Source organism: Wolbachia endosymbiont of Anopheles demeilloni, assembly GCF_018491735.2.
Lineage (GTDB): Bacteria > Pseudomonadota > Alphaproteobacteria > Rickettsiales > Anaplasmataceae > Wolbachia.
The window spans coordinates 994,351-1,020,293 of record NZ_CP084694.1; the positions used below are offsets into that span (position 1 = coordinate 994,351).

Below are 25,943 nucleotides of genomic sequence, written 5' to 3' on the forward strand. Positions count from 1 at the left end.
AGGCTTCAAAGGAAGTCTTGTCTTTAATAAAAGAAAAAGGTTGCTATAATTCTGATAAAAGCACTATAAACAAAATGAATGTAAAAAATATCTTATTAGCGTTTTTAGTACAATTTATATTCGATTTATCATTATTTGCAGCTGATCCTATTTTGCTTAATTGTATTGAAATACCAGGGATTTATGATCTTGAAACAAGGCCAAAAAGCTTTAACTCTTCAAATAATTTAAGAAGAAAGCCTGGTTCTCCAAATAATGCAGCAGGAGAATTAATAAATGTAGTGGGTAGAGTTACTGATGTAAATTGCTTACCGATACAAAATGCTGTGGTTTCTATATGGCACGCAGACTCACTTGGCATGAGCTATTATGATGAAAATGTGGAGCTTGATCCAAATTTTGCTGGATCAGGAAGATTTGTAGTAAATAACCTTGGCTATTATAATTTTATTACAATAGTACCAGGTAAAATTGGTGATAGGGCTCCACACATCAACTTTTTGGTCCAACATCCAGATTTTCCAGAATTCACAACACAAATGTTTTTTGCTGATCATAATTGCGATAACTGTGATGATCTTCTTCTTGGTAATCTTATTGAGAGTGGACTTGCAAGCCTTCTGATAGCACCATTTACTTATAACAATCAGGCCATGAAGACCTACACATTTAATATAACCCTAGGTGGGCATAACAAATTTTCTGATAAAAGATAAAGCCCTTGCATATCAGGGGAGTTCATAGTAGTCTTAAGCGCTATTGTACTTAAAATGTATATGAAAAATATCTTACTAATATTTTTACTATGTTTTATGTGCAGCTTACAATTATTTGCAACGGAGATGTCAACGATGAAGATAACAATTTCTAAAGCTTTACCCGATTTTGAGACGCTAGTGGTAGGTTTGTTTGAGGGTGATAAGCTCATAACTAATGTTCTACAAGATAAGCAAGCTATAGATAACATCAAGAAATTTAGTGGTTTTAATGGAGGTTTTGGTGAATTTTTCTCCGTTACTTCATCAGAGGGAAAAAATATTATAGTTGCTGGTCTTGGAATGAGAGATGAATGGGATGAAAGCAAAGGATTAAATATTGGTGGTAAAATATATTGTGAGCTAAGCAGATTAAGAATCAAGCGAGCAGCTATTTCAATCGAGGACAGTACAGCAAATGTTGCATATGGAGCATTTCTGCGCAGTTTCAAATTTAATAAGTATAAAACTAAAAAGGATGAAAAAATTACAGAAGTAGAGGAAATTACATTATTAGTAAAAGATGAACAGTTAAGTAGCATTGAAAAATCATTTGAGCGTTTAAAACACGAAGGTGAAGGCATCTTTCTTGCACGTGCTTTTACTACTGAGCCACCTAATATTTTATATCCAGAGTCTTACGCTAATCGTATAAAAGCTGAACTTACTAAACTTGGTCTTGAGGTTGAAGTGCTTGATAAAAAGCAAATGGAAGAGAAAAAAATGGGAGCCCTGCTTGGAGTAGCACAAGGAAGTAGTAAAGAGCCAAAGTTAGTGGTGATAAAATGGAATGGGGCTTCTCAAGAACAAAAACCAATAGCTTTTATAGGCAAGGGTATAACGTTTGACACTGGTGGAGTGTCACTTAAACCCTCACGCGGTATGGAGTCAATGAAATATGACATGGCAGGTTCTGCTACTGTAGTTGGAGTGATGCGTACTCTAGCTGGGCGAAAAGCAAAAGTAAATGCAATTGGTGTGGTTGCACTTGCAGAAAATGCAGTGGATGGTAATGCTCAAAGACCGAGCGATGTAGTCACTTCAATGTCTGGACAAACAATAGAAATATTAAATACCGATGCAGAGGGAAGACTAATACTTGCGGATGCTTTATGGTATACACAAGATAGATTTGCACCGAAATTTATGATCGACCTTGCAACTTTAACTGGTGCTATAGTGGTTGCACTGGGAAATAATGAATATGCTGGTCTTTTTTCAAATAACGATGAATTAGCGAATCATCTGATTGATGCAGGAAATGAAGTAAATGAAAAATTATGGCGCTTTCCTATGAATGAAACTTATAACAAAATTATTGATTCGCCGATTGCTGATGTGCAAAATATAGCTCCTGCAGGTTCTGATGGAGATAGTATAATGGCTGCACAGTTTCTACAGCGTTTTGTAAACGACACTTGTTGGGCACATTTAGACATTGCAGGCACTGCTTGGCACGAAAAAGGCACTGATATTTCTCCAAGAGGGGCAGTAGGTTTCGGTGTAAGGTTGCTAAATAAGTTGGTTGAGAAGTACTATGAGATTAATAATTAAGGATCTTTGTATTGAGTTTATAGCTTAATTTATGGCTACATGAATGTCTATTTATAAGACGTAGAAAATGATATCATCAAAGTAACTTACATTTTCTTTTTTTGGGGATTCTAAAGTTACACACTTGAGCAGCATCAAGAGAAAGTATTTTGTTCAAATGATGATTGTAATGATGGACTATTAAAACTTTAAAGCTATTTAGCATTGACGGTGTATACTTAAGTGTTAAAATAAAATAAGAAGTTTTTAGGAGTTTATATGGCAGCAGGCGGAAAAGCGAAAACAGCTAGTAAAAATAACCCTACTCAGCGTAAGAAAGCTGAGCAAAAAATGTATAAAGATAAACCGGTAAAACCTGTTAGATATATAGATCGTGACTCGCGCATGAATTATATGTCTGCTCAATATGACAACGGCAATCTGGTTGAAGATGAGATAAGCTGCAATCCTATAAAGTGGGAAGCTGTATAATAGTTGTGGTTAAAGTTACTATTAATTCTAAGGAATGTGAAGTAGAGCATGGGCTCACTATAATTCAAGCTTGTGAAGTTGTGGGCGTTGAAATTCCACGTTTCTGTTATCATGAGCGTTTAGCAATTGCTGGTAACTGCAGAATGTGTTTGGTTGAAGTGGAGGGTGGACCTCCAAAACCAGTAGCCTCTTGTGCAATGCCAGTTGCAGAAGGGATGGTTATTCACACTGATACCCCTAAGGTTAAAAAAGCACGTGAAGGTGTGCTTGAGTTTTTGCTAATTAACCACCCGCTTGATTGCCCAATTTGCGATCAAGGTGGTGAATGCGATTTGCAAGATATCACGATGGCTTATGGGAAAGGAACCAGCAGACTTGATGAGCATAAGAGGGCTGTGCCAAAAAAACACTTCGGACCACTGATTGAGACTGCGATGAATCGATGCATTCATTGCACTCGGTGTGTTAGATTTTTGTCTGATGTTGCAGGTACAAATGAACTTGGAGGAATCGGAAGGGGAGAAAATGTAGAGATTAGCACTTACATAAAAAGGCATATTAGTTCTGAATTATCTGGAAATATCATAGATCTCTGCCCGGTAGGGGCTTTAACTTCAAAGCCTTACTCCTTTACAGCGCGTCCATGGGAGCTATCACATTGTGAGACTATAGATGTGCTAGATGCTGTGGGAAGTAGCATTAGAGTTGATTATCGTGGCCTGGAAGTTATGCGAATATTACCAAGGCTGAGCGAAGAGGTAAATGAAGAATGGATATCAGATAAAACCCGTTTTGCCTATGATGGACTAAAAGTTCAGCGTCTTGATCAACCTTATGTAAAAAAAGATGGTAAGTTAGCCCCAGTTGATTGGAATGAAGCACTAACTGTTGCTGCAAAGAAATTAAAGAATACAAAATCAAATAAAATAGCTGCAATTGCAGGTGATTTAGCAGATTGTGAGTCTATGCTTCTACTCAAAGAAGTGATGCAGAAGATCGGCTCGGGGAATATAGATTGTAGGCAAGATGGAGCAAAGCTTATACCAAATAATCGTGGGTCATATGTATTCAACACCACTATTGAGGGTATAGAAAATGCAGATTTATGTCTGCTTATAAATACAAATCCAAGAATAGAAGCACCAATAATTAACGCAAGATTGAGAAAGAGATATTTACAAGGTAATTTCACTATTGCAAATATTGGTCCTAATCTTGAATATCTATATAATGTTGAAAGATTAGGTGATGGTCCAAACGTTCTAAAAGAAATAGAAGAGGGAAATCACAAATTCTGCGAGTTACTGAGTGCGACTCAGAACCCTATGCTAATTATCGGTCAAGATGCATTAATAAGAGATGATTCTGAATCAGTTTTAGCTCTAGCTGGCAAAATTGCAGAAAAATTTAACATGATCAGAGATGACTGGAATGGCTTTAACGTACTGCATAAGGCTGCAGCAAGGGTTGGTGGACTCGATATTGGATTTGTTCCTAGCAAAGGTGGAAAAGACATTAATCAGATTCTAAAACAGGCAGAAAGTGGTGAGATAGAAGTAGTTTATCTTCTTGGCGCAGATGAAATTGATATATCAAAGTTAGAAAGTACATTTGTAATTTATCAAGGCCATCATGGTGATAGTGGAGCACACATAGCAGATATTATTCTACCTGGAGCTGCTTACACAGAGAAATATGCAACTTATGTAAATACTGAAGGGCGAGTACAGAGAACAAATTTAGCTATTTTTCCTCCTGGTGAAGCAAAGGAAGATTGGTTGATTATAAAAAATTTATCCCAATATTTGGGCCTTTCCTTACTATACGATAATTTATTTGATGTGAGGAAGAAATTATACACTATTGGTCCACAGTTTAGAGATGCTGACCAAGTGGTGAAAAACAAATGGGTACCAATTACCTGTGATGAAATAAAATTAAGTAATATCTCTTTCACTCTAAAAAAGTGTAATTTTTATATGACAGACTCAATAAGTCGCGCTTCAAAAATAATGGCAGATTGTACTAAGGATTTTTATGAACACTCTACTTAATATTTTATTTATTCTAACACCATTATTACTAATAACTCTGGTATATTTTCAACGAAAATTAAACTCTATATTTTTGTGTAAAGAACAAAATACATTAGAAAAACAGTTCGTTTATAAGCTAGTTGATTTTATCAATGATATTATTGCACTATTTACGGAAGGATATGTATGGATGGCAATAACATTTATTATAGTTAGCGAGGGAAGAGGGAATTATTTGCCTATCACAATGATCTTAATTATGATGTCACTAGTATCATTCATATGCATATCATTTTACTATTCTATTAAGCTAAATGCTGTACAGAAAAGTGTTGTCCTATTGATTTCAATAGGGACATTGTCTTTTGTGTCTAGAGCATTTGCTGTATTTTTTATTGCCACAATCATGAACTATTTTTTTGATTTAGGGTTGCATGTACTTGATATTTGATATTCTTTTTCTTCTTATTCCACTTTTGCTTTCAGTAGCATATTTAGTGTACTTTGAGCGTAAAGTTATTGGTGCAATTCAACTAAGGCATGGTCCAAGTGTAGTAGGGCCATTTGGGCTACTACAGCCATTTGCAGATGCTATCAAATTGATAATTAAAGAGCCGATAATACCATTTAGAGCAAACACCATACTGTTTATTATGGCTCCAATGCTCACTTTTATTTTAGCATTAATTTCCTGGGCAGTTATACCATTTGGAGCTGAAATAATTACAGAAAATGGACAGCAGGTAATAATCCCTAAGGTAATAGCAAATATTAATGTTGGAGTGCTTTATGTGCTAGCTATATCCTCTTTGGGAATATATGGCATTATTATTGCAGGCTGGTCTAGTAATTCTAATTATGCATTTCTTGGCGCTATAAGGTCAGCTGCTCAAATGATTTCATATGAAGTTTCAATAGGTCTAATAGTTGCTACAGTTGTTATTACAACTGGCACATTAAATCTTGGAGAGATGGTGGTGGCGAAACATAATATGCCATTTTGGATTAATTTATTACTAATGCCTATAGAAATAATATTTTTTATTTCTTTGCTTGCCGAAACTAATCGTCACCCATTTGACTTACCAGAAGCTGAAGCAGAGCTCGTCTCTGGGTATCACGTCGAGTATTCATCAATGCCTTTTGCTCTCTTTTTCTTGGGAGAATATGCAAATATGATTTTAGCAAGCGCTATGATGACAATATTCTTTCTAGGAGGGTGGTATCCTCCATTAGAGCTTAGTTTGCTGTATAAAATTCCTAGTTTAATCTGGTTTGTTTTGAAGATAGTTGTACTTTTGTTTATATTTGTTTGGATTAGAGCTACAATACCTCGTTATCGTTATGATCAATTAATGCGTCTTGGTTGGAAAGTATTTTTGCCAATATCGGTACTTTGGGTAATATTCATTTCAGGAGTGTTGCTTTTTACTGGGAATTTGCCTGGATCCAATGTTTAATTTCCCAAATACAAGGTTAAGGCGTAGGCGCTCAGGCAAGTGGATTCGCAATTTAACAAGTGAAAGCACTTTATCAGTAAATGATTTGATTTTTCCCTTATTTGTTCATGACGGAGAAGAAACAATTGAGCCAATTTCTGGCTTACCTGATATCAAATGTTATTCAATAGATGGATTAATTTCTATAATTCAGAAAGCTAAGGTCTCGGGGATTAATGCTGTTGCAATTTTTCCTGTAGTTGATAGTAAACTAAAATCTGAAAACGCCGAGGAAGCTTACAATCCTGACAATTTAATCTGTAAAGCAACTTGTGCTGTAAAATCAAATGTACCGGATATTGGCATTATTGCAGACATTGCACTAGACCCATACACTACTCACGGTCATGATGGCATTTTAAAAAGCAGTAGGATAGATGTAGAAAATGACGAGACTGTGTCAGCATTATGTAAGCAAGCACTTGTTTTAGCAAAAGCAGGATGCGATGTAGTTGCTCCTTCTGATATGATGGATGGCAGGATAGGAAAAATAAGAAAAACATTGGATGATAATAACTTTCAGAATGTGTCAATATTGTCCTATGCAGTAAAGTACTGTTCTAGCTTCTATGCGCCGTTCAGGCAAGTTGTCGGTTCGTGCGCATCATCAAATTTCATCGACAAAAGTGGTTATCAAATGGATTATAGAAATGCACGTGAAGCAATCTGCGAAATCGAAATGGATATAGATGAAGGTGCAGATTTTATTATGATAAAGCCGGGTATGCCATACTTAGATGTAATAAAAATAGCAAGTGAAAAGTTTAATTTTCCGATTTTTGCTTACCAAGTAAGCGGTGAATACGCAATGATAAAAGCTGCAGCAAATAATGGCTGGCTGGATTATAACAGAGTGATTTATGAGTCCTTAATTGGTTTTAAACGTGCAGGTGCAAGTGCAATATTTACCTATGCTGCACTTGATGTTGCTAAAAATTTGGTATCTACTTAGCAGTGTGGAACATCTAAGTAGGTAGCTGACCGAAGTGACTTGACAAACCTTCCCACTTTCCTTATCATATCAATAAGAGTATTTATCCTTGTTTTTAATCTCTGCAGATTTAACAGCAAAAATTCAGTAAAAAACTCAGATATATATTGGCAGATTACATAAAATTATAGCGGCTGCATGTCTTTTTTATTTTTTCTACATTCAGCCAAAACGCGCTTTAAATAAGCGTTAGCACATTATTACAATGCCGATTTAGATTATTATAGGGTTAAAACTCACTACTGGGGGGTTCTTTTGCCTTTTTTTTCGCTTGGTAAATTTTTTAATATTTATAGTTAAAACTTCAGGCCAGCGCGTGACCAGTTCTTATTACCTGTTCTGGATCTCAGTACTGGGATGATGCCATCATAGAGATCAGCTGCTTGAATGATGCTCATATTCCAGTACTTATAACGGTGTTATTCCATAGTTTGAGATCAGATGTAAGAATATTGAAGATGTCATTCCAGTACTGGAATCTAGAAAAAAAAGAGCCAATCCCTGGGCACTGGGATGACGATAGAAGGGGCAACGGTTATTGCTAAACTTAGGTCGTTTTTAACTATTTGCCTTTTTTCTATGCAAGAAGTTTATTGATAAGTCCATTACAATTCAGTATTGTGAAAAATATAAGTCAAGTGTTAGTTAGGACATGGGGATTTTTTTTCAATTTTTGGGTAAGGTGCTAGGCAAGGTTTTTCCTGCCAAAATAGTAAGCTCTTTTTTAGGAGTAGGATATTTACCTGGTTGGCAGCATTATTGGTCTTCTTTTCTAATATTATTTATTACTGACATTATATTAATGCTTACATACGGAGGTGATTTTATATTATATAAAATGCCGAATTCAGGCATAGTTGTAGCTGCTATTTTTACCAAGCTAGCAATAGTTATGTTAGTGCTGCAATTAGTTGGCATATCTATTTTTCATACTCAAGATCCTTCAGCTAGCAGTGATGAGAATATAGTAATACAAATAGCATCAGGACAGGTGATGACTGTTGCGCTTTCGATGCCGGCAATAATGTCAATTTATTATATTGTAAGTAAATTCTATTTAAGTATATGCAAGGCAATACTTAAATGTCCATTTTGGTTTAATGATCTTATGCATTTGTTCTTTTTCTTTATAATACCTTATTTATTTTTTAATATTGTAGAAGTAATAAAACCATGGCCGATAAGTACGATACAGCTTAGTTATAACAATGCAATATCAATCACATTTGAAGGGATTTTTCATGTGTTTTATGCAGTGATTTTATTGTACTTGACTGCATTTATATTCTGCGATCTGACTATGCATGATGCGATTGTCTTGAATAAAAGCATATTTGAGTATGTAAAAGAAAGTTCAATAGCCTTAAGTGACTATTTCCATGGCACTATTAAAAAAATAAGTATAGAATAGTACTTATTTGCTTATGTATTCAGTTTAAAAGATATACAGTTTGCGTGAATCTACAGGATATAATAAAGGGATTACAAGATTTTTGGGCAGATGAAAGGTGTACTATACTTCATCCATATACGTCTGAAGTTGGAGCTGGAACACTACATCCCGCAACAATCATGTCAGCGATTGACGAAAAATCAACAAAAATTGCGTATCTACAACCAGTAATCAGACCTGCAGACGGACGCTATGGCGACAACCCTAATCGTTTATATCAGCATCATCAATACCAAGTTATAATAAAACCATCTGGCAGCAATTTGCAAGATGTTTACTTAAATAGCTTAAAAGCTCTTGGTGTATCGACAAAAGAATATGATATTAAGTTTATTGAAGATGATTGGGAAAACCCAAGTGTTGGTGCATCCGGTCTTGGTTGGGAGGTTACATGCAACGGAATGGAAGTAACACAACTTACTTATATACAGCAAGTGGGAGGTATTGACTGCAGAATAATTCCTGGTGAAGTAGCATATGGGTTAGAGCGTTTAGCAATGTGCATACAGGGTGTAGATAATGTTTACGACATAATGTGGAACGGTAGCGGTGCAACTTATGGAAATATTTTTAAACAAAGAGAGCGAGAATTTTCTTACCTGGCACTTGATTATTATGATACTAAAGTAGTACAACAGCAGTTTGAGGATACAGAAAAACTGTGTAAATTCCTTGTTGAAAAAGAATTGCCGATAGCAGCTTATGACCAATGTATTAAAACGAGCCATCTACTTAATCTACTTGATGCAAGAGGTGTGCTTGGTGTGAATGAACGTACAGCCTATATTGGTAGAGTGAGAGAGTTAACAAAAAAATGCTGTGAATTATATAGAGCAAAGTAGAATATGTTGTCACAATTATTGTTTGAATGTCTTTCAGAAGAAATTCCATCAAGAATGCAGAATTCATCTGCAGCTCAGGTTAAGAGCTATATCACTAATGCTTTTAGTAAAAATAATGTGAAATTTGCATCTATAGAAGTTTATGTGACTGCACGTCGCATTGCTCTTTTTATTGATGGCATAAGTGCTTTGGAGCTAAAAGATTCTAACAATGAGATTAAAGGACCAAGAGTTAATGCACAGAAAAGTGCTATCGAAGGTTTTTTGAGAAAAAATCGAAAAGGTGAAGAAGATTTACTCATTTGCAAAGTAAATGATGAAGATTTTTACTTCATTAAGAGAGAAAGCTGCTTATTTAACATCAACGGGTTTCTCAAAAATCAACTGGAGGAAATGCTAAAAAACTTTTCTTGGCCAAAGAGTATGAGATGGAGTGAAAGAAAAGAGAGATGGGTTAGGCCAATTAAAAATATTCTATGTATTTTAAATGACGAAATAATACCTATATCTTTTGCAGGGGTTACAGCATGCAACGTGACGTATGGTCATAGGTTTCTTTCAGGTGATGCAGTACTTACTGTTAAAACACCCAAAGACTATTTTGAATTGTTAGAAAAAAATAATGTCATTCTCCAGTTGGATAAAAGAAAGAAATTTATACTAGATCAGATTAATAAGTTTACAAAAGAGGAGAACTTACAACTTAAAAAAAATGATTATTTACTTAATGAATTGGCAGGGCTTATAGAGTGGCCAATAGTATTATTTGGTAAAGTAAAATCATCAGAATTACCGAAGGAAGTAATACTTAGTATAATTAATACGCAGCAAAAGTATCTTGCTTTAAGTGATGGACAGAAAATATCACATTTTGTTACTGTTGTAAATGTTAACAACAATGAAGTTGTCAAAGGCCATGAAAGAATATTAGAAGCACGTCTTTCTGATGCCCAGTTTTTTATATCTCAAGACAAGAAGGAAAACCTAGATTACTATGTCAAAAAATTGAGCTCTATTTCATTTCATGCTTCGCTCGGTAGCGTAGAAGAAAAAGTGAAGCGTATTATCGCTCTTTCAAAGTATATAGCGATATTTATTCCACATGCTTCATTAATTAAAGTTGAACGTGCTGCATATTTAGCAAAGGCAGATCTTGCAACGTTGATAGTGAAAGAATTTCCGGGATTGCAAGGAATAATGAGTGGATACTACGCTTCTTATTTTCAAGAGGATAAAGAAGTAGTGGAAGCTATAACTGAGCACTATAAGCCAATTGGATCGGACCAAGAATGCCCTAAATCTCCTACTGCGATTGCTGTAGCTATTGCAGACAAAATGGATAGTTTGGTTGGCTTAATTGCAGCAGGTGAGAAAATCTCTGGTTCATATGATCAGTTTGGTTTGCGGAGAATGACAATTGGTATAATTAGAACAATACTTGAAAATAATTTGCATATTCTAATTAGATTGTTGATAGATAAGTCAGTATCTTTATGTTCAAGGCTTCTATTGAATAAAAATATAACTCCAGTTGATAAGCCAAGTGAAAAACAAATTTCAGAACTAGTATTGAAATTCTGCTTAGAAAGGTTCAAGATTATTTTAAAAAATAGAAATATAAGGCAAGATGTTGTAGATTCAATACTATATAAAGTCGATATTAATGATCTGCTGAAAGCGGAAAAGCAAACTGTGATATTGGATCGTTATCTTAGTACAAAAGAAGGTGAACAGGTTATAAGCACTTATAAAAGAGCCAGTAACATGATGAGCAAAGTGAGAAAAAGTGATGGCACTACTTATAATGCATCTTACAGTAAGAAGTTTTTGATTGAAAATGAGGAGATTGCGCTATCAAATTGTGCTATAGATGCTTGTAAAAACATAAAACAAGCGATAGAAAATAACGACTTTAATACAGCGCTTGATGAACTTGCTCGTTTTGCTCCATTTATCAATCAATTTATGGACAGTGTAAAGATTAACTGTGATTCTAATGAGCTTAGAATAAACAGGTTATCTTTGCTTGCAAATGTTGTTTCTACCTTTCATTTAGTAGCAGAGTTTAACCTTATACAGGTTAAACAATTGATAAATGCTCAAGCAATATAAGGAACAAATCAAATCATCTCCACAATCCTGTGGCGTTTATAAGATGGTTGGAGATAAGAATAAGGTTTTATACATTGGTAAAGCAAAAAACTTGAAGTCGAGATTATCCGACTACCTTCAATTCGAAAACCTTTCTGAACGAATCAGAGTAATGATCTCACAGGTTATTAAGGTTGAAATATTCATCACTGAGAATGAAATCGAAGCATTGCTTCTTGAAGCACAGTTAATAAAATCGTTAAAACCATCTTATAATATTTTGCTTAGGGATGGAAAATCTTATCCTTATATAACAATTTCTAAGCATGATTATCCAAGAATAGCAAAATATAGAGGTAAGTTTAAGAAGAATGAGTTTCATTACTACGGCCCTTTTCCATCTGCTGCTGCTGTTAAGAACACTATATTATCATTGCAAAAAGCTTTTCTCTTAAGAGTATGTTCAGATCAATATTTCTCTTCAACAAAAAGACCATGTCTTGAGTATCAAGTTAAGCGCTGTTCAGCACCATGCGTAGATAAAATTACAAAAGATGATTACTGCAAATCAGTAAAACAAGCACAAGATACTCTGCTAGGAAGGAATAAAGAAGTGCAAAGACAGCTATTTTCTACAATGGAAAAGTGCAGTAGGGAAATGAATTACGAGCTTGCTGCTGTCTATAGAGATCGATTGAAATTTCTTCAGCAAATTCAAATGCAGCCAATGGATTTTTCTTTTGAAGAAGATGCAGATTTCTTTAGCGTTGTAGGTGAGGCAGACTTAGCATGCATTGGTGTACTATCTTTCAGAGATAAAGGTAACTATGGAAGCATTCCTTACTTCATTGAGAATTGTAGTGATCATCCAAATGATGAAATTTTATCCACCTTTTTGGTCAATTTGTATAATTCAGTTAATACACCATCAGCGCACATTTACGTTCCCGATTTTATTAAGGATAAGGAAATTATAGAACAAGCACTTTATGCTCTTACTCAAAAATCAATAAAAGTTTTGTATGCAAAAAATAGTAAAGAGCGTGATTTGTTGAATTTTATTTACAATAATTCTAAGCATAGCCTAGAGCAGAAGCTTACTGATTATAGAAATAACCTAAAAAAGCTCGAAGAGCTTAGGAAGATTTTCTCGTTACCAAATATTCCAAAGCGTATCGAGGTTTATGATAATAGCCATATATCTGGAAATCAACAAGTTGGTGTGATGATTGTTGCAGGGCAGGAAGGTTTTTTAAAAAGTGAATACAAAAAATTTACTATAAAAGAAGAAATTTCAGGTGATGACTATAAAATGATGAGAGAAGTGCTGACTAGACGTTTCTCTGGCAATATAAAAGATATAATCCCTGATTTTTTACTGATTGATGGCGGTCTAGGACATGTTTCCATAGTGCAGAATGTATTGGAAATATTGAATATAAAAGTTCCTTTTGCTTGTATGGCGAAAGGTCATGATCGTAATGCAGGAAATGAAAGATTTTATGTGCCGGACAGAGAAGAATTTACTCTAGCAAGTGACAGCAAGGTCATGCTTTATTTACAATTGCTGCGTAATGAAGCTCACCGTTTTGCGATAACTTCGCATAGGAAAAAACGCGATAAACAGTTTTTTGCTTCACAATTAAGCAAAATATCTGGTGTTGGCAGTAAAAGAAAGAAGGCACTCATGTCTCATTTTGGTTCGGTAGAAAATATAAGCAAAGCTTCTCTAGCTGAAATTCAAAACGTACCTGGAATTGGTAAAGGTTTAGCAGAAATCATTTTTCAACACTTGAATTCTAAGAAAGGTACTCCTAAATAGGTACTCTAAAATTAACTTTTATTTCTTCTTAATAAGACATAAAAAGCCCCTTTACCACCATGTTTTTTTGTGGCTTGCTGGTAGTATAAGATCATATGCAGAACTTTTGTATCATTCAACCACTTATTTAAGCTATTCTTTATAGTGTCTATTTTATCTGTACTATTACCATGCCCCGTAATTACCAATAAGCACCTATTCCCTGCTTGATAATTTTTGATAATAAAATCTATCAATTTACAATAAGCAGTATCTATACTATAGCCGTGCAAATCGAGTTTATCGCTTATAAAATATTTGCCCCTATCGATCTTTAATTTTGTATTGTAGTCAAGACAAAATGATGAATCACCATTATCAGTATTAAGAAAATTTTCTTGTAAACTAGAGGCACCTTTATCAATCATAGATTTTATATTTACTTTGTGATCAACTTTCAAAGTAACTTTTCCACATTCTATTGGCTTAACATTTTTTTGCCAATCTAACTCATCATCTGACATAAATTCATTAATTGAACTGCATAATTTTACAACAATATATAAACACAGTAAAATATTGCTTACTCTATAAAAATCTGATTTTTAATAATGAGATGAAATCATCAAAAGCTAATGAAAACTGTTGGATATATGGAAAGCACACTTGTATTTCAGCATTAAGAAACAAAAACAGGCGGTGTATAGAACTGTTAGTAACAGAAAATTTCTACAGAGAATTTGAGAAAGAAATTAAACAATGTGCAGATAGTAAGGGCATTAAAGCTCGACTGGTAGAGAACAAAATGTTCAATGATGTTTTACCCAAAGGTGTAAATCATCAAGGAATTGCTTTAAAAGTTACTCCTATTTTTCACAGCTTAAATATTGAAGAAATAGCTGAAAGATCAGGTGAAAACTCTACTATAGTCATTTTAGATCAAATTACTGATACACACAATATAGGGTCGATTTTAAGAATCTCAGCTTGTTTCAACATTGATGCATTGGTTTTACCGTATCACCATTCACCAAGCGAAAATGCATCTATCGCAAAAACAGCAAGTGGCGCATTAGACATTGTTCCTCTAATATACGTTACAAACATAGTAAAGACGATGGAGTCTTTAAAAAAGATAGGCTACTGGTGTTATGGGTTTGATTGCAATGCAAAGGAAAATATAGATGAAATAAAGAATTTTGGGCAAAAAAGAGTAATTATTTTTGGTTCTGAAGAGAAAGGAATGCGGAGACTAGTTAAAGAAAATTGTGATTATCTTTTAAAAATCCCAATGTCAAACGTAATTGATAGTCTAAATGTTTCAAACGCAGCAGCAATAGGACTATATTCCATCTACATTAAAACAAAAATCACTGCAAATTAGTTGCAATGAAAAATATACTTCTTGCCTGCTATCAAGACTGTTGGAATCTAGAAAAAAGAATGCCATTTTAGCTTCACATGCACAGCTGGAAGATGTCATCCCAGTGCGTGACACTGGGATCCAGTTAAATTTGCGAGTATAAAAGTAATGTTAAAATATAACGTTTCTGATGATGATGGAAAAATTGATGCCAGTGTCTGGGCACTGGCATGATATCTTCCTACAGAATAATGTTCGTACAGCTGTGTATCACATGCTGGAATGACAACAGTGAATGACATAGCGAGATATCATCTACTGGCACTTACATTACCAATCCCAAGAAAGTGGTGCACTTGGATCTATTGGAATCTCGAAGGATGGCTGTGACATTACTGTCTTTACAGCTGCTTGAAATTCTGGGTCTTGAGAACTTACTTGAATTTTGTTATTAGCTTGAAAAACTGCGTTTTTTGCTAGCTCGGTGGCTACATCTTTAGGCATTGGTTTTAATCCTTTATCAGCTAAGAAATCTTTTGCTATCTTTTCACTACCTTTAGCACCATATACTTTATCGGTAGCTTTATCATCTGCAACCCTATCCAAAGCTTCACCAAGTTTATTTATTAAGATTGATTTTTGGCCATCTTTAGCAGAAAGAATAGCTTCTGTAAAGTTGGAAGCATCAATTTTAGCAAAACTAGTATCTACTGTGCCTTTAGTGTAAACCTTCTTAGTATCATCAGTACCAACTGTTGCAAGAGCAGGAACTAGAATATCCACAACAGCTTGTTCTGCAACTTTTGTTGCAAGATCTGTAGTTTTAACAAATGCAGTATCAGCAGCTGTTTTAGTGTAAACTTCATCAGCTGGAGCAGCTTTAATATATACCTTATTTGTAAAATCAGAAGAAGCAGTTATAGCATCCACGACATCTTTCGCTGCAGCTTTTGTTTTAAGCTCTGTAGCTTTAACGAATGCAGTATCAGAAGCAGTTTTAGTATAAACTTCATCAGCTGGAGCAGCTTTAATATATACCTTGTCATTAAATCCTTGTAATGCCATTAGGGCTGTTATAAAACTAGCATCGTCTGCTGCATCTTTTATTGTAGTAGTCATATCACCCTCTGTTAATTATAAAAACCATAGGGTGCATGAAAATAATATAAATTCCGTAAATACTAGATTTTGCATAAGATTTCCTTGAAGCTTTTCGCTTCAGAATTCTTCTTTTGTGATCTAAGTATGTAGTAGACGATGTCATCATTACACCGCCAACAATGTTGCAAAAAACGTAAAATTAGAGAAAAGCATTTCTCGAAAATTTCTATGTCCAAAAACAAGAGTGCCATTTATTTATAGTGCCAACAATCAATTAACCATCAGTTTCAATGTATGATATGAACATATTATTTCAAGGAAAGTTCATGGGAAATAAGAGATTAGCTATACGGATTAGCTGTAGCTATGAAACTAACCGGTTGGCAGAAAAGTATTTGTTAGATGCTTATGAAAAAGCCGTGTCAAAGCAAGTAAGCCAAAAAAATTTAAAACATAAAAATGGGATTCAAGGAGGATCAAATGGTAACAGTGAGTTTATATGCAAGAGTTTCTTCGGGGAAACAAGCACAAGAAAATACAATAGCAAGTCAAGTTGCAGCTTTAGAGAAGCAAATTAGTACGGATGGATACAAATTATTAAGTGAGTATAAATTTATTGATAATGGCTACAGTGGATCTAATCTAGTCCGTCCTGATCTAGAAAAGTTACGTGATAAAGTAACAGAAGGTAAAATTGATAGAATTTACCTTCATTCACCTGATCGCTTATCTAGAAAATATGCATATCAAATGGTATTACTTGAAGAATTTGAGAAAGCAGGAGCAGAAACGGGTTTCTTAAATTATGAGATTAACGATAATCCAGAATCTCAATTGCTGTTACAAATGCAAGGTATGATAGCAGAATATGAACGAGCGAAAATTATGGAACGAAGTCGTCGCGTAAAGATTTATGCAGCTAATAAAGGTTGTGTAAGCGTAATGGGAGGAGCTCCTTATGGTTATCGTTATATAGATAAATATATGAGAGGAGGACAAGCTTTATTTGAAATAAACGAAGAAGAAGCTAATGTTGTTAGGAAAGTATTTTTGTGAGTAGGAAGAGAAAGGACAAGTGTTGGGGAAGTGTGTCGTCGGCTAAACACTATGTCTATTATAACACGAACAGGAAAAAAGTGCTGGGATAGAAGTATGATTTGGGGTATGTTAAAAAATCCTACTTACAAAGGACAAGCGGCTTTTGTTAAAACAAAAGTAGGTATAAAGTTACAACATATCAGACCACAGAAACATTCTTGTGAACAACCGAAAGATAATTACTCTACCTATTCTGTTGAAAAAGCAAATTGGATTTATGTTAAAGTGCCAAATATAGTGAACGAAGATGTATTTGATATAGTTCAAGAACAATTAGCTGAGAATAGAAAAATAGCAAGGACAAGAGAAAGAGGAGCAAAACATTTACTACAAGGTTTAATCGTATGTAAGCGTTGTCGTTATGCATATTACGGAAGTTCTGTAAGAACCTGTTCACAATCTTTTCAGAAGCAAAGCAGCGAAAGCAAGAACGACCATTTGCAGGCTAGTGTTGAGTTTCCGCTCGCAATTTTTCCAAAGTCGCCTACATTTTTGCAACCAGGCAAAAGAAGATCTCTCAATTTGTCCTCTTCCTGCAAGACTTCAGATCTGCTACAATAATCTCAAACTTTCCTCGACTTATATCACTTGGATATAAACTTCCCATATCCTACTTTATCCTCTCATTCTATCCCTTTTTTGAGATCATGTACAGGTTCTTATCAAGTTTGGATCGATATTGACCAGCTCTACTAATATTTTTGCTGCCTGAGGATTATTTTCAATCTCATCAACTGTTTTGTTTTTTAGTTGATCAAACTTTAAGAATGCTGGTCTGTATTTTGTATTTTCCTCATTACGTAACTCTTCAATAGTAATCTCTCCTTTATGATATTTTTGATACATTTCACCACGTTCTTTATTCAAATTATCGAATTTGTCTGCCTCACTCTTAATTTTTGTATCATATTTTGATAATATTCTAAAAGCCTGATTTTTATACTCTTGACTGTTTTTATATTCATTACCTTGTTGGTCAGAGTAAGTTAGTTTATCCTGTCCATCAGGAGTTTTTACTACCTTTAAAAAATGATATTCCTTTTATATATCGAGGTTATCATTTGTTGCCCTATTAATAGCACGAGCAACATCATAAAATGCAACATGTTCTACAGGAGAAAAATTTCCAACGTTTTCTCCATCTATCTTTTCTATATTTGCTTTATAGTAGGATATGTTTTTAATTTCTCCACCCACTATTTCTTGACCAATTGCTATAAAATCTCCTCTTGTAACTTGCAAAGCGTTGAGATGTTCCATTGCAGTTTCTGTATCATTCTCAGCAAGCCAACTTTTGAAGTCAGTATCATGTCCTTTTATGTCTTTCAAAAAATTTTTTGACTCATCTGAGTTACCTTGACGTAAAGCATCTAGGTAGTCTCTTAATAAACTAGGATCTTTTTCCTGTAAGTACATTATCAACGCATGACCTGTTTTATACACTAAACTGTTTTCTTCACCATTGGCTGAATATTGTAAATTTAAAATTCCACCCAGATCCAAATTTGCGGCTTCAGTTTTATCAATGCTTGACCCTTGAGCATTGAACTTGTGATCTGAATGATGTTCAAAGTAATCTGCAATTCCCTCCATTAATACTGTAGGTAGAGATTTTCCTCCTGTAGCCAAGTAAGTCAAACCATGCGCAAATTCATGCTGAAGGTTATGAACGCCGCCTTGCTGATAGACATACATCTCAGCAAAAACATCAGCTTCTCCTTTGTAGTAACACTTACCACCTTCATCTCCAAGGTAAGAACCAAAACGTTCGCTTCCACCAAGGTGAGTGTAATCAGCCTTATCATCAAACACATAAATTTTGAATGTTTGTTCTGAGCTACCAGGCTCCAGTTTAAATGCATCTTTAAAATTAGTAGCTGTTTCTCTTATCTCACTTTCAATGTGAGCAACTTTACTTGCTCTTAAATTATGAGAATAAACTTCTACTTTAATATTTAAATCTTTAACTTCTATGATATGCTTATTGTTAAAGTATTCTTCTTTAGTTATATTTTTATTTATTTGTTGATTGATTGTCATTACTTTAACCCCTAATTTATTAATCTTTACAGTATCAAGCATAAAGTGACTCATCTGAAAAAAACGTAAATTCTCATACTGGTATAATTTATATCTTAATAAAAAAGTATAGATAGTTAACTTAATATGTAACATTTAGAATGTGGCTAAAATTCTATAGCTAACCTTAGGTGGCTGCTAACAAGTAACGGAATTATAAATATTAAGAAATTTATCAACTTTGAAAAAGGCAAAAAAATCCCTATGTAGCGAGTTTTGACCCTATAACAATGTAAATTGGCGTTGTAATAATGTGCTAACGCTTATTTCAAGCGCGATTTGGCTGAATGTAGAAAAAATAAAAAAGACATGCAGCCGCTATAATTTTTATGTAATTTGCCAATAAATATCTGAGTTTTTTACTGAATTTTTGTTGTTGAACCCGCGCGGATCAAAAATAAGGATAAATACTCTTATTGAGATGATAAGGAAAGTGGAAAGGTTTGTCAAGGAGTTTCATTCAGCAAGAAGTCTAAAAGCAAATTGACTTTCATTTCACTGAAGCACTATACTAAGGTTAAGATGGGTAATTAGCTCAGTTGGTAGAGCACTTGCTTGACGTGCAAGGGGTCACTGGTTCGAGCCCAGTGTTACCCACGTTTTTTTGCTCATAAAAAGATTTTATATGACAGCAGTGCACAATAGCAAACACTCAATAGCAGAGTCCAAGCGCTTAATTTATTCCATAATAATAGTTGCAATAACAATGCTTATGGAGATAGTAGGTGGAGTAATTTCACACTCGCTTGCTCTGTTATCAGATGCAGGGCATATGCTCACTGATCTTTTTGCCTTGGTTTTAAGCTGGATAGCACACAAATTTTCAGCTAAGAAATCTGATTTACAGAGGTCATATGGGTATCACAGATTACAGATAATCGCAGCATTTGTTAATGGTTTAACTCTATTTTTCATCGCAGTGGTCATTATCATTGAGTCAATAAAGAGATTTATTTTTCCAGTTGATGTTGAATGGAAAGTAATGCTAATAATTTCTATACTTGGCCTAATATCTAATATCATAGTCTTTTTTATATTACATAGTAAATGCGAAAATAATATAAACATAAAAAGTGCTGTATTGCACGTTATAGGAGATATTTTAGGTTCTGTAGCTGCTATACTCGCATCCGTAATCATCATGCTTACTGGATGGCAAGTAGTGGATCCTATTCTGTCAGTGTTTATCAGCGTAATAATCCTAAACAGTGGATATAAAATTCTCAAGAATTCTTGTCATATACTTCTTGAAGGTACACCTGAAGGTGTATCTGCTGAGGAGATAAAAAGTGAGATTGTATCTAAGTTACCTGAAGTGATAGATGTGCATCATATACATGCATGGTCACTATCTGATAATTATTTTATACTTACTATGCATGCCAAGATAAAGCAAAATGGACAACACACTAATATTTTGTATGAGATAAAAAAAATACTATTAAATAGGTTCGAAATTGCGCACTCTACAGTTGAAATTGAATACGATGAGTGCGTAGACAGTAAAATACTTAAGCATTGACATCTATAGGCTATTTGTTATTACTACAATATCATAATATTATAGAGAGTAGGCTATGATAGGTATTTCCCAAATACAATTTCCTGGAAAGGATTCTTACAGATTAAAGATAGCAAATTACTTCGCAGCTTTTGTTTCTTTAAGCATTTTAGTTAATCCTGCCAATGTCTTTTTATCTTTTGCCACATTGTTTTTTAGATCTGAAATAAAAACTTTTTACGTTTATAAAGACATAAAAGCTGCAAAGCAGGAAAAAATAAGTAAAAAGGAATATTGGGAAATATTTTTTGAGAAAAATAAAATCAAAATAGCATCTTTCCTTTTATTTTTTGCTTCTGTAACATATCTAACCTTTACAACTACTTTTCTTATATTTACTTAACTGTTCTATTTCAAAAAGTTCTTCAAAAGATAACCCCGTTTCATATTTTTTTAGGCTCATTTTAATTTCTATGACATTGCCTACTTTTCCTATTCCAGGTATGTTAAGCACTGGAATTTTTTTATCAGCATAGAATTCCTTTGTATTGGACTCTCGTATATGAAAAATGAATGCTGTTTTCTCTTGCCCTTCATTACCTTGAACAAATATTAATGTTGTAACAGGGCTTTTAGATAAAGTGTATTCTGTTCCCTGAGGCCAATTTAGCGGATACTCATTGTATAAATATATATATTTTTTTACGTTACCCTGATCTTGACCAATCTTGTTGATTAAAATTGATTGACCTAGTATATCTCTACTGAAATAGTAATGATCTTTTGTTTCTTTATTTGCTGGAAAAGTATGGTATTCATTTGATAACAAACCTGCTATTTCCTGCTTAAAATCTTCTTCAGAAATTTGTTGATTATTCCATCTGTGAGCTAATTTTACAAATTCCTCCATCAAAGGAGCTGGTGGTTGTTTAATGGGTTTTACTTCAGCTTTAAACGGTTCTGCGTAGTCTTAATTTAACCCAACAGCAATGGCATTATCTGCATTGGTTAAAATCCTGATCTTATTTGGTCTAAAACCTTCAATGTAACCTTTAGCTTTCTCCAGCGCATCACTTGGATCAACTTGTCCTTCAGTTCCAGCCTTGAGTTCAATAAGAATTGGAACTGAATCAATAGCACGATCAGGTCCACGAACAAGCAAAACAATATCAGCGTAACCTCCGCCAGCAAACTGCTCCAGATAGAGTTTGGCATTATCACGATATCGAAAGTTATCAAATACTCCTGCTACAAAACCATGCTGATCAGCTTCACGAGCTTTAATGACATAAACATTATCTTGTAAATTTAAATTGGTATGAACTTTTTTAATATAATTTAGAATGGCTTTGAGATTGTCCTGAACTTGCTTTTCATCTGAACTAGAAAGCTTTTCAATATAACTTTCTAGATAGATAGACTTACCTAACTTTTTTACCACTTCTTGAAACTTTGCTGCAGGCTCGATGGGTTGATCTACAATTTTCTTTTTGCTTTCTACCTTAATGTTTATTTTTTCACCTTCCACGTCACTCTTTAAAGTATACCCCTTTGATGACAAAATTCTTGATATCTCCTTACTAAAATCATCAAGATTTTTACTTGAACTATTTAGAAATTGCTTAGCTTTCTTAAAAAATTCATCTTGAGGTAGATAACGACCCTTTAGCCCATCATAGTTAATTTGAATTGTTTGAATATTTCCATATATATCCTTAGCTTTACACTCCAGCATGTTATTTTTCAGGTATAAATATAACTTCTTTGATTTAACATCCTTGTCTGATTTAGGCTTGCTTTTTACTAACTCATACTTATCTTTCAAAATTTTTATCACATCAATTTGAAGCTTACGTTCGTCCAATGGAGTGTAATCTCTACCCATCACATTCTTCAACTCACCTGTGGTGAATTCAAAATTCTTAGTATTTATTTGTTTAGAATGTTGAGCTTCTATATCTTCAGTGAAAATAAAAACATGTATTTTGGATTCTGTTTCTGCTACGACCTTTAAAGTTCTTGCTCCCTCAAAACGAAAGTGTAACTTCTTTATACCTAGCTTATCGTTAAGCTTAGTATCTAACACGATGAAAAAAGAACCTAAAAATCTATGAGGAAAAAAGCCGGGCCTTTCACTAGAATGTAAATAAGATTGTATTTGATCAACCCATGATTGAAATCTTGCTTCAAACGATTTATCGAGTAAATCCACTGCATCAGAAATTGAAGAATCTACCTTACCAAAAAGTAACTCCATTAGCTCTAAATCTTGTGGTCTTTCTTATTGCTGATTATTATTAACCATAATTACCCCTAACTTTAACCCTCCGAAAATTTTACCATTACCTAAGCTCTTTGCCTACTTTCGTTTAAGTATAAGTAACAAAAACAATACACTTTGCTTCTAACATCAGTACCCTCTTGTTGTAAAGTATCTATATCCAGCAACGAACCTGGTGACTGGCTATCACCTGCTCCTCTATCTAATTGCATGCCTCTAATTCTAGTAAATATTTCATATTCTGACCTATCTTCTTCCATAATATATTGCATTTGCTCTTGATTAAGAGAGTTAACGATTTCAGACAATATTTTAACAGCTTTATTCTTTTCAATGAGAGAAGCAACTAAATCTCTAGTTGACGAGAGTTGTTCGCTTAGCTTATTTAAATAGTGTTGTTTATGATCCTCAAAGCCAAAACTATTCCACATAGAGGTAAGCATTTCACTACCAGATTTAACAAAACTATCATCTGGTGCAGAAGTAATTGAATCTAATACTGTAAACATTAATACAGAATATTTTTCAGAAGATAAGCCTTTTGGCTCTAAATGCTCAAATAGCTTTCTAGCACTTTCAAAGGAGTAACTTCCTGTGAGCTTACTTAACGTATAATGATACTTATTTTGTTTAAAATCCCTTTTTAATAATTCATGATATCTGTTAGAATCGAGATAACGTAGGCAAAAATTAACCATCCCAACATCATCAGTAGAAAAACGTCCTTTATTATACGCTACTTCCATTAATAAGTCTTCTTTCCTTTTTGGAGATACACAATCAATTGATTGCAACTTATTCCAAAAGAATTCTAAAGCTTCAACATGCTTTTCTAGCATTGCACACTTAAAAGCATAAACGTATGGATGCTCATTATTTAACTTCAACTGATGTTCCTGGTTATTCATAGCATGTGACCAGTAGATCATTAAAGCACCTTCATCACATCCTTTAACTAGACTCTCTACTAATTTACTACCTAATGTTAATTTGAATTCTTCAAAAATAGCTCTTATCTCGTCTTCAAAACAACACCAGCATGCAATTCTGTAGCGATCAAAGGAATCAAGAAGAGGTTTTTGTCCATCTTTAATTTTTAAGGCTAATAATTTTTTCCCTAATGCATACCTATTAAGCTCAACGTGACCTAAGGTGTCATCGATTTTCCAACAGGTCCCGCTTTCTAAAATTTCCTTAACAAATGGTGTTATTATTGTCCTGTCCCATTCACGCAATAGTGTCTGATATGCAATACAATATCTCTTAATTTCTAATTCCTTGAATCCTTTATGAGGATCATCTATCTTTGATAGATGTTAGTAATACCCTTTGTACATTCTCGTAATCCATACTTAGCCCTCCTAGCTAACAAAATTTTATACATTTTCAGTATATTACTCCACTTTTAAAATTTTTCAATCATTACTGTAGAAAATTTTTCTAAGAACCTGTACATGATCTCAAAAAAGGGATAGAATGAGAGGATAAAGTAGGATATGGGAAGTTTATATCCAAGTGATATAAGTCGAGGAAAGTTTGAGATTATTGTAGCAGATCTGAAGTCTTGCAGGAAGAGTCCTCTTCCTGCAAGACTTCAGATCTGCTACAATAATCTCAAACTTTCCTCGACTTATATCACTTGGATATAAACTTCCCATATCCTACTTTATCCTCTCATTCTATCCCTTTTTTGAGATCATGTACAGGTTCTTAGAACTAACAGAAGAATTTGTCCACCAGTAAAGCCAGAGCTATGTTTCTCATTACCTTTGCAAAAATCTTGCAAAAACATTACTAATTTTCCCTTATTCTCATTACTAAATGGTTAGCCATCAAGCATATGTAAGTGATTTATATATTCAATAAATTCTTTAAATCCCTCATTATTAATAGCATCTTCTGGTACTGGATCATATTTGCGTATTAACTTACCAATATTATTACTAATATCGTCATTCAATTGATGGGGCAGTAAATGCTCATAAGTACCATCAAACTTATTTGTCATACTGCGAGTATTTTCTTTTATGCCTTCTAAAAAGAAACTTATAGCAGCTTTGAGTAACGTAAATGGATTAAAATCCTTTGGCCTTAATTCACTTTGTGATAGAATTAAAACCATTGCAAGTGGTATTGTTGCAATTAACGAAACGAGCAGCAGTATCAAATGTAGCCTCAGACTCTAGACCGCTGTCGTCACTACTAACACTTTCACCAGTAATAGAATGAGAAGCGATTTGCTCACTCTGAATATTATCATTATTCTCTTTCCTTCTTTCATTCCACATTTGTATTTCCACTGCTATTGATTTTTCTCTATCATTTCCTAATTTAGTAATTCCATTCACAAATGAACTGACTCGAGTTATATTATCATTCTGAGATGAGTGGTCACAACTTCCTTCTCCAACTTGGATGTGAAAGCCTTTTATCTTCTTTCGCGAATGATTTTCTTCTGCTTCCTCTAACATTTGTACTATCGCTTCCTTATTTTCTGTATTACCTACCACCTCCCTTGGAGTCTTATTTTTACTTTTTAATGAAGGATTCACTCGATCATCACTTAGTAGTTGTTTTACCATGCTTTCATGTCCACAAGAAGTAGCAATATGCAAAGCAGTTAGCCCATCATTTTTAGAACCATCTTTTACTCGAGCGCTAACACTTGCTTTCTTTTTTAGTAAAAGTTCCACTATTAACATATTGTTGCATGCTGTAGCAAGATGTAACAACGTCCAATCTTCTGCAGCTTCTTCTGAAATTTTTATACTAAATTGATATTCTTTACTAAAATTTTTACTAAACTTGTTGTACTCTCCTGCATCTTTTCCTTTTAACTCATTCTTTATTTTTTCAAGTAAATTATCTTCATCCAAATCGCTACTTTCACTTACCTCATTTATTATTTCAAAAAACTTCTCCTTCTCTATTGCCATAACCTTTCCCTCTAAATTTATTTTTATCGCTGCATAATCTCACAAAAAAGTTAAATTTATCAATATTCTATATTTTATATAAAATAAAATT

22 protein-coding genes, 1 tRNA gene and 5 pseudogenes are annotated in these 25,943 nt (G+C 33.9%); 17 read left to right on the forward strand and 11 right to left on the reverse strand.

Annotated elements, in window-relative coordinates; translation table 11 throughout:
• The first annotated feature begins 74 nt into the window (after positions 1 to 74).
• The 11 genes from JSQ73_RS05320 (at position 75) to uvrC (ending at position 13,514) form a co-directional block, all read left to right on the forward strand.
• Entirely contained in the window at positions 75 to 716 is a 642-nt protein-coding gene (locus tag JSQ73_RS05320) for a protocatechuate 3,4-dioxygenase (protein ID WP_214249902.1), read from the forward strand.
• Positions 717 to 812: 96 nt separating this feature from the next.
• Positions 813 to 2,309, forward strand: a complete 1,497-nt coding sequence (locus JSQ73_RS05325; RefSeq protein ID WP_214249888.1) for a leucyl aminopeptidase — start codon at positions 813 to 815, stop codon at positions 2,307 to 2,309.
• A 258-nt stretch (positions 2,310 to 2,567) separates the two neighbouring features.
• Positions 2,568 to 2,780, forward strand: a complete 213-nt coding sequence (locus tag JSQ73_RS05330; protein WP_214249889.1) for a hypothetical protein — start codon at positions 2,568 to 2,570, stop codon at positions 2,778 to 2,780.
• A gap of 5 nt (positions 2,781 to 2,785) precedes the next feature.
• Positions 2,786 to 4,834, forward strand: a complete 2,049-nt coding sequence (nuoG, locus tag JSQ73_RS05335; protein WP_458694697.1) for an NADH-quinone oxidoreductase subunit NuoG — start codon at positions 2,786 to 2,788, stop codon at positions 4,832 to 4,834.
• Positions 4,818 to 5,267 (forward strand): hypothetical protein, encoded by a 450-nt coding sequence (locus JSQ73_RS05340; protein WP_214249891.1) that lies wholly within the window; start codon positions 4,818 to 4,820, stop codon positions 5,265 to 5,267. Before nuoG ends, JSQ73_RS05340 begins: the two co-directional genes overlap by 17 nt.
• A complete protein-coding gene (gene nuoH / locus JSQ73_RS05345) occupies positions 5,251 to 6,276 on the forward strand; it encodes an NADH-quinone oxidoreductase subunit NuoH (protein WP_214249892.1) in 1,026 nt (341 codons plus the stop codon). The genes JSQ73_RS05340 and nuoH overlap by 17 nt, the downstream gene beginning before the upstream one ends.
• Entirely contained in the window at positions 6,269 to 7,267 is a 999-nt protein-coding gene (gene hemB, locus JSQ73_RS05350; protein ID WP_214249893.1) for a porphobilinogen synthase, read from the forward strand. Before nuoH ends, hemB begins: the two co-directional genes overlap by 8 nt.
• A 691-nt stretch (positions 7,268 to 7,958) precedes the next feature.
• Positions 7,959 to 8,717 (forward strand): phosphatidylglycerophosphatase, encoded by a 759-nt coding sequence (locus tag JSQ73_RS05355; protein WP_214249894.1) that lies wholly within the window; start codon positions 7,959 to 7,961, stop codon positions 8,715 to 8,717.
• A 44-nt stretch (positions 8,718 to 8,761) separates the two neighbouring features.
• Positions 8,762 to 9,601, forward strand: a complete 840-nt coding sequence (locus tag JSQ73_RS05360) for a glycine--tRNA ligase subunit alpha (RefSeq protein ID WP_214249895.1) — start codon at positions 8,762 to 8,764, stop codon at positions 9,599 to 9,601.
• 3 nt (positions 9,602 to 9,604) lie between these two features.
• Positions 9,605 to 11,713, forward strand: a complete 2,109-nt coding sequence (gene glyS / locus JSQ73_RS05365) for a glycine--tRNA ligase subunit beta (protein WP_214249896.1) — start codon at positions 9,605 to 9,607, stop codon at positions 11,711 to 11,713.
• Positions 11,697 to 13,514: an excinuclease ABC subunit UvrC gene (gene uvrC / locus JSQ73_RS05370; protein WP_214249897.1), complete on the forward strand. Its 1,818-nt coding sequence runs from the start codon at positions 11,697 to 11,699 to the stop codon at positions 13,512 to 13,514. The genes glyS and uvrC overlap by 17 nt, the downstream gene beginning before the upstream one ends.
• 11 nt (positions 13,515 to 13,525) lie before the next feature.
• Here uvrC and JSQ73_RS05375 read toward each other — a convergent pair whose 3' ends face one another.
• Positions 13,526 to 14,017: a Smr/MutS family protein gene (locus JSQ73_RS05375; protein ID WP_214249898.1), complete on the reverse strand. Its 492-nt coding sequence runs from the start codon at positions 14,015 to 14,017 to the stop codon at positions 13,526 to 13,528.
• Positions 14,018 to 14,109: 92 nt separating this feature from the next.
• Between JSQ73_RS05375 and rlmB the strand changes: the two genes are divergently transcribed.
• The gene (gene rlmB / locus JSQ73_RS05380; protein WP_214249899.1) at positions 14,110 to 14,877 is read left to right on the forward strand and encodes a 23S rRNA (guanosine(2251)-2'-O)-methyltransferase RlmB; all 768 of its coding nucleotides are present in this window, start codon (positions 14,110 to 14,112) and stop codon (positions 14,875 to 14,877) included.
• A 309-nt stretch (positions 14,878 to 15,186) separates the two neighbouring features.
• Here the strand turns inward: rlmB and JSQ73_RS05385 are convergent, their stop codons facing one another.
• Complete coding sequence (locus JSQ73_RS05385) at positions 15,187 to 15,975, reverse strand: hypothetical protein (protein WP_214249900.1); 789 nt, start codon at positions 15,973 to 15,975, stop codon at positions 15,187 to 15,189.
• 462 nt (positions 15,976 to 16,437) lie between these two features.
• Here JSQ73_RS05385 and JSQ73_RS05390 point away from each other — a divergent pair, with 462 nt between their 5' ends.
• Positions 16,438 to 17,013 (forward strand): recombinase family protein, encoded by a 576-nt coding sequence (locus JSQ73_RS05390; protein ID WP_214249901.1) that lies wholly within the window; start codon positions 16,438 to 16,440, stop codon positions 17,011 to 17,013.
• A gap of 51 nt (positions 17,014 to 17,064) precedes the next feature.
• Positions 17,065 to 17,280: pseudogene (locus JSQ73_RS05395) on the forward strand (recombinase family protein); the annotation flags it as partial.
• A gap of 168 nt (positions 17,281 to 17,448) precedes the next feature.
• Here the strand turns inward: JSQ73_RS05395 and JSQ73_RS05400 are convergent.
• The 3 genes and pseudogenes from JSQ73_RS05400 to JSQ73_RS05410 form a co-directional block, all read right to left on the reverse strand.
• Positions 17,449 to 17,586, reverse strand: a pseudogene (locus tag JSQ73_RS05400) (IS5/IS1182 family transposase); the annotation flags it as partial.
• 114 nt (positions 17,587 to 17,700) lie between these two features.
• Positions 17,701 to 17,922 carry a hypothetical protein gene (locus tag JSQ73_RS05405; RefSeq protein ID WP_234301700.1) on the reverse strand — a complete coding sequence of 74 codons (222 nt, stop codon included), beginning with the start codon at positions 17,920 to 17,922 and terminating at the stop codon, positions 17,701 to 17,703.
• 174 nt (positions 17,923 to 18,096) lie between these two features.
• Entirely contained in the window at positions 18,097 to 19,137 is a 1,041-nt protein-coding gene (locus JSQ73_RS05410) for a collagenase (protein ID WP_234301701.1), read from the reverse strand.
• Between the two features lie 521 nt (positions 19,138 to 19,658).
• Here JSQ73_RS05410 and JSQ73_RS05415 point away from each other — a divergent pair.
• The 3 genes and pseudogenes from JSQ73_RS05415 to JSQ73_RS05425 form a co-directional block, all read left to right on the forward strand.
• A tRNA-Val gene (locus tag JSQ73_RS05415) sits at positions 19,659 to 19,731 on the forward strand.
• A 28-nt stretch (positions 19,732 to 19,759) separates the two neighbouring features.
• The gene (locus JSQ73_RS05420; protein ID WP_214249976.1) at positions 19,760 to 20,656 is read left to right on the forward strand and encodes a cation diffusion facilitator family transporter; all 897 of its coding nucleotides are present in this window, start codon (positions 19,760 to 19,762) and stop codon (positions 20,654 to 20,656) included.
• A gap of 55 nt (positions 20,657 to 20,711) precedes the next feature.
• Positions 20,712 to 21,029 (forward strand): annotated as a pseudogene (locus JSQ73_RS05425) (hypothetical protein); the annotation flags it as partial.
• On the opposite strand, the gene JSQ73_RS05430 reads toward JSQ73_RS05425, so the two are convergent.
• The 6 genes and pseudogenes from JSQ73_RS05430 to JSQ73_RS05455 form a co-directional block, all read right to left on the reverse strand.
• Entirely contained in the window at positions 21,003 to 21,545 is a 543-nt protein-coding gene (locus JSQ73_RS05430; protein WP_214249977.1) for a hypothetical protein, read from the reverse strand. The pseudogene JSQ73_RS05425 and the gene JSQ73_RS05430 overlap by 27 nt on opposite strands.
• 60 nt (positions 21,546 to 21,605) lie before the next feature.
• Complete coding sequence (locus JSQ73_RS05435; RefSeq protein ID WP_214249978.1) at positions 21,606 to 22,892, reverse strand: hypothetical protein; 1,287 nt, start codon at positions 22,890 to 22,892, stop codon at positions 21,606 to 21,608.
• Between the two features lie 89 nt (positions 22,893 to 22,981).
• On the reverse strand, positions 22,982 to 24,151 hold the full coding sequence (locus JSQ73_RS05440) for a hypothetical protein (protein WP_214249979.1): 1,170 nt from the start codon (positions 24,149 to 24,151) through the stop codon (positions 22,982 to 22,984).
• A 270-nt stretch (positions 24,152 to 24,421) separates the two neighbouring features.
• Entirely contained in the window at positions 24,422 to 24,574 is a 153-nt protein-coding gene (locus JSQ73_RS05445; RefSeq protein ID WP_234301703.1) for a hypothetical protein, read from the reverse strand.
• Positions 24,575 to 24,618: 44 nt separating this feature from the next.
• A pseudogene (locus JSQ73_RS05450) lies at positions 24,619 to 25,074 on the reverse strand (hypothetical protein); the annotation flags it as partial.
• Positions 25,073 to 25,852: pseudogene (locus JSQ73_RS05455) on the reverse strand (ankyrin repeat domain-containing protein); the annotation flags it as partial. The pseudogenes JSQ73_RS05455 and JSQ73_RS05450, both read right to left, overlap by 2 nt.
• Between the last annotated feature and the right edge of the window lie 91 nt (positions 25,853 to 25,943).

Coding starts and splice junctions, on each gene's coding strand:
- JSQ73_RS05340 (WP_214249891.1), top strand. CDS start 4,818: ATGAACACTCTACTTAATATTTTATTTATTCTAACACCATTATTACTA.
- glyS (WP_214249896.1), top strand. CDS start 9,605: ATGTTGTCACAATTATTGTTTGAATGTCTTTCAGAAGAAATTCCATCA.
- uvrC (WP_214249897.1), top strand. CDS start 11,697: ATGCTCAAGCAATATAAGGAACAAATCAAATCATCTCCACAATCCTGT.
- JSQ73_RS05430 (WP_214249977.1), bottom strand. CDS start 21,545: ATGGAGGAATTTGTAAAATTAGCTCACAGATGGAATAATCAACAAATT.
- JSQ73_RS05445 (WP_234301703.1), bottom strand. CDS start 24,574: ATGGGAAGTTTATATCCAAGTGATATAAGTCGAGGAAAGTTTGAGATT.
- JSQ73_RS05325 (WP_214249888.1), top strand. CDS start 813: ATGTGCAGCTTACAATTATTTGCAACGGAGATGTCAACGATGAAGATA.
- JSQ73_RS05355 (WP_214249894.1), top strand. CDS start 7,959: ATGGGGATTTTTTTTCAATTTTTGGGTAAGGTGCTAGGCAAGGTTTTT.
- hemB (WP_214249893.1), top strand. CDS start 6,269: ATGTTTAATTTCCCAAATACAAGGTTAAGGCGTAGGCGCTCAGGCAAG.
- JSQ73_RS05330 (WP_214249889.1), top strand. CDS start 2,568: ATGGCAGCAGGCGGAAAAGCGAAAACAGCTAGTAAAAATAACCCTACT.
- JSQ73_RS05320 (WP_214249902.1), top strand. CDS start 75: ATGAATGTAAAAAATATCTTATTAGCGTTTTTAGTACAATTTATATTC.
- JSQ73_RS05410 (WP_234301701.1), bottom strand. CDS start 19,137: ATGCTTGATACTGTAAAGATTAATAAATTAGGGGTTAAAGTAATGACA.
- JSQ73_RS05435 (WP_214249978.1), bottom strand. CDS start 22,892: ATGGAGTTACTTTTTGGTAAGGTAGATTCTTCAATTTCTGATGCAGTG.
- JSQ73_RS05420 (WP_214249976.1), top strand. CDS start 19,760: ATGACAGCAGTGCACAATAGCAAACACTCAATAGCAGAGTCCAAGCGC.
- JSQ73_RS05390 (WP_214249901.1), top strand. CDS start 16,438: ATGGTAACAGTGAGTTTATATGCAAGAGTTTCTTCGGGGAAACAAGCA.
- JSQ73_RS05375 (WP_214249898.1), bottom strand. CDS start 14,017: ATGTCAGATGATGAGTTAGATTGGCAAAAAAATGTTAAGCCAATAGAA.
- JSQ73_RS05385 (WP_214249900.1), bottom strand. CDS start 15,975: ATGACTACTACAATAAAAGATGCAGCAGACGATGCTAGTTTTATAACA.
- nuoH (WP_214249892.1), top strand. CDS start 5,251: ATGTACTTGATATTTGATATTCTTTTTCTTCTTATTCCACTTTTGCTT.
- rlmB (WP_214249899.1), top strand. CDS start 14,110: ATGAAATCATCAAAAGCTAATGAAAACTGTTGGATATATGGAAAGCAC.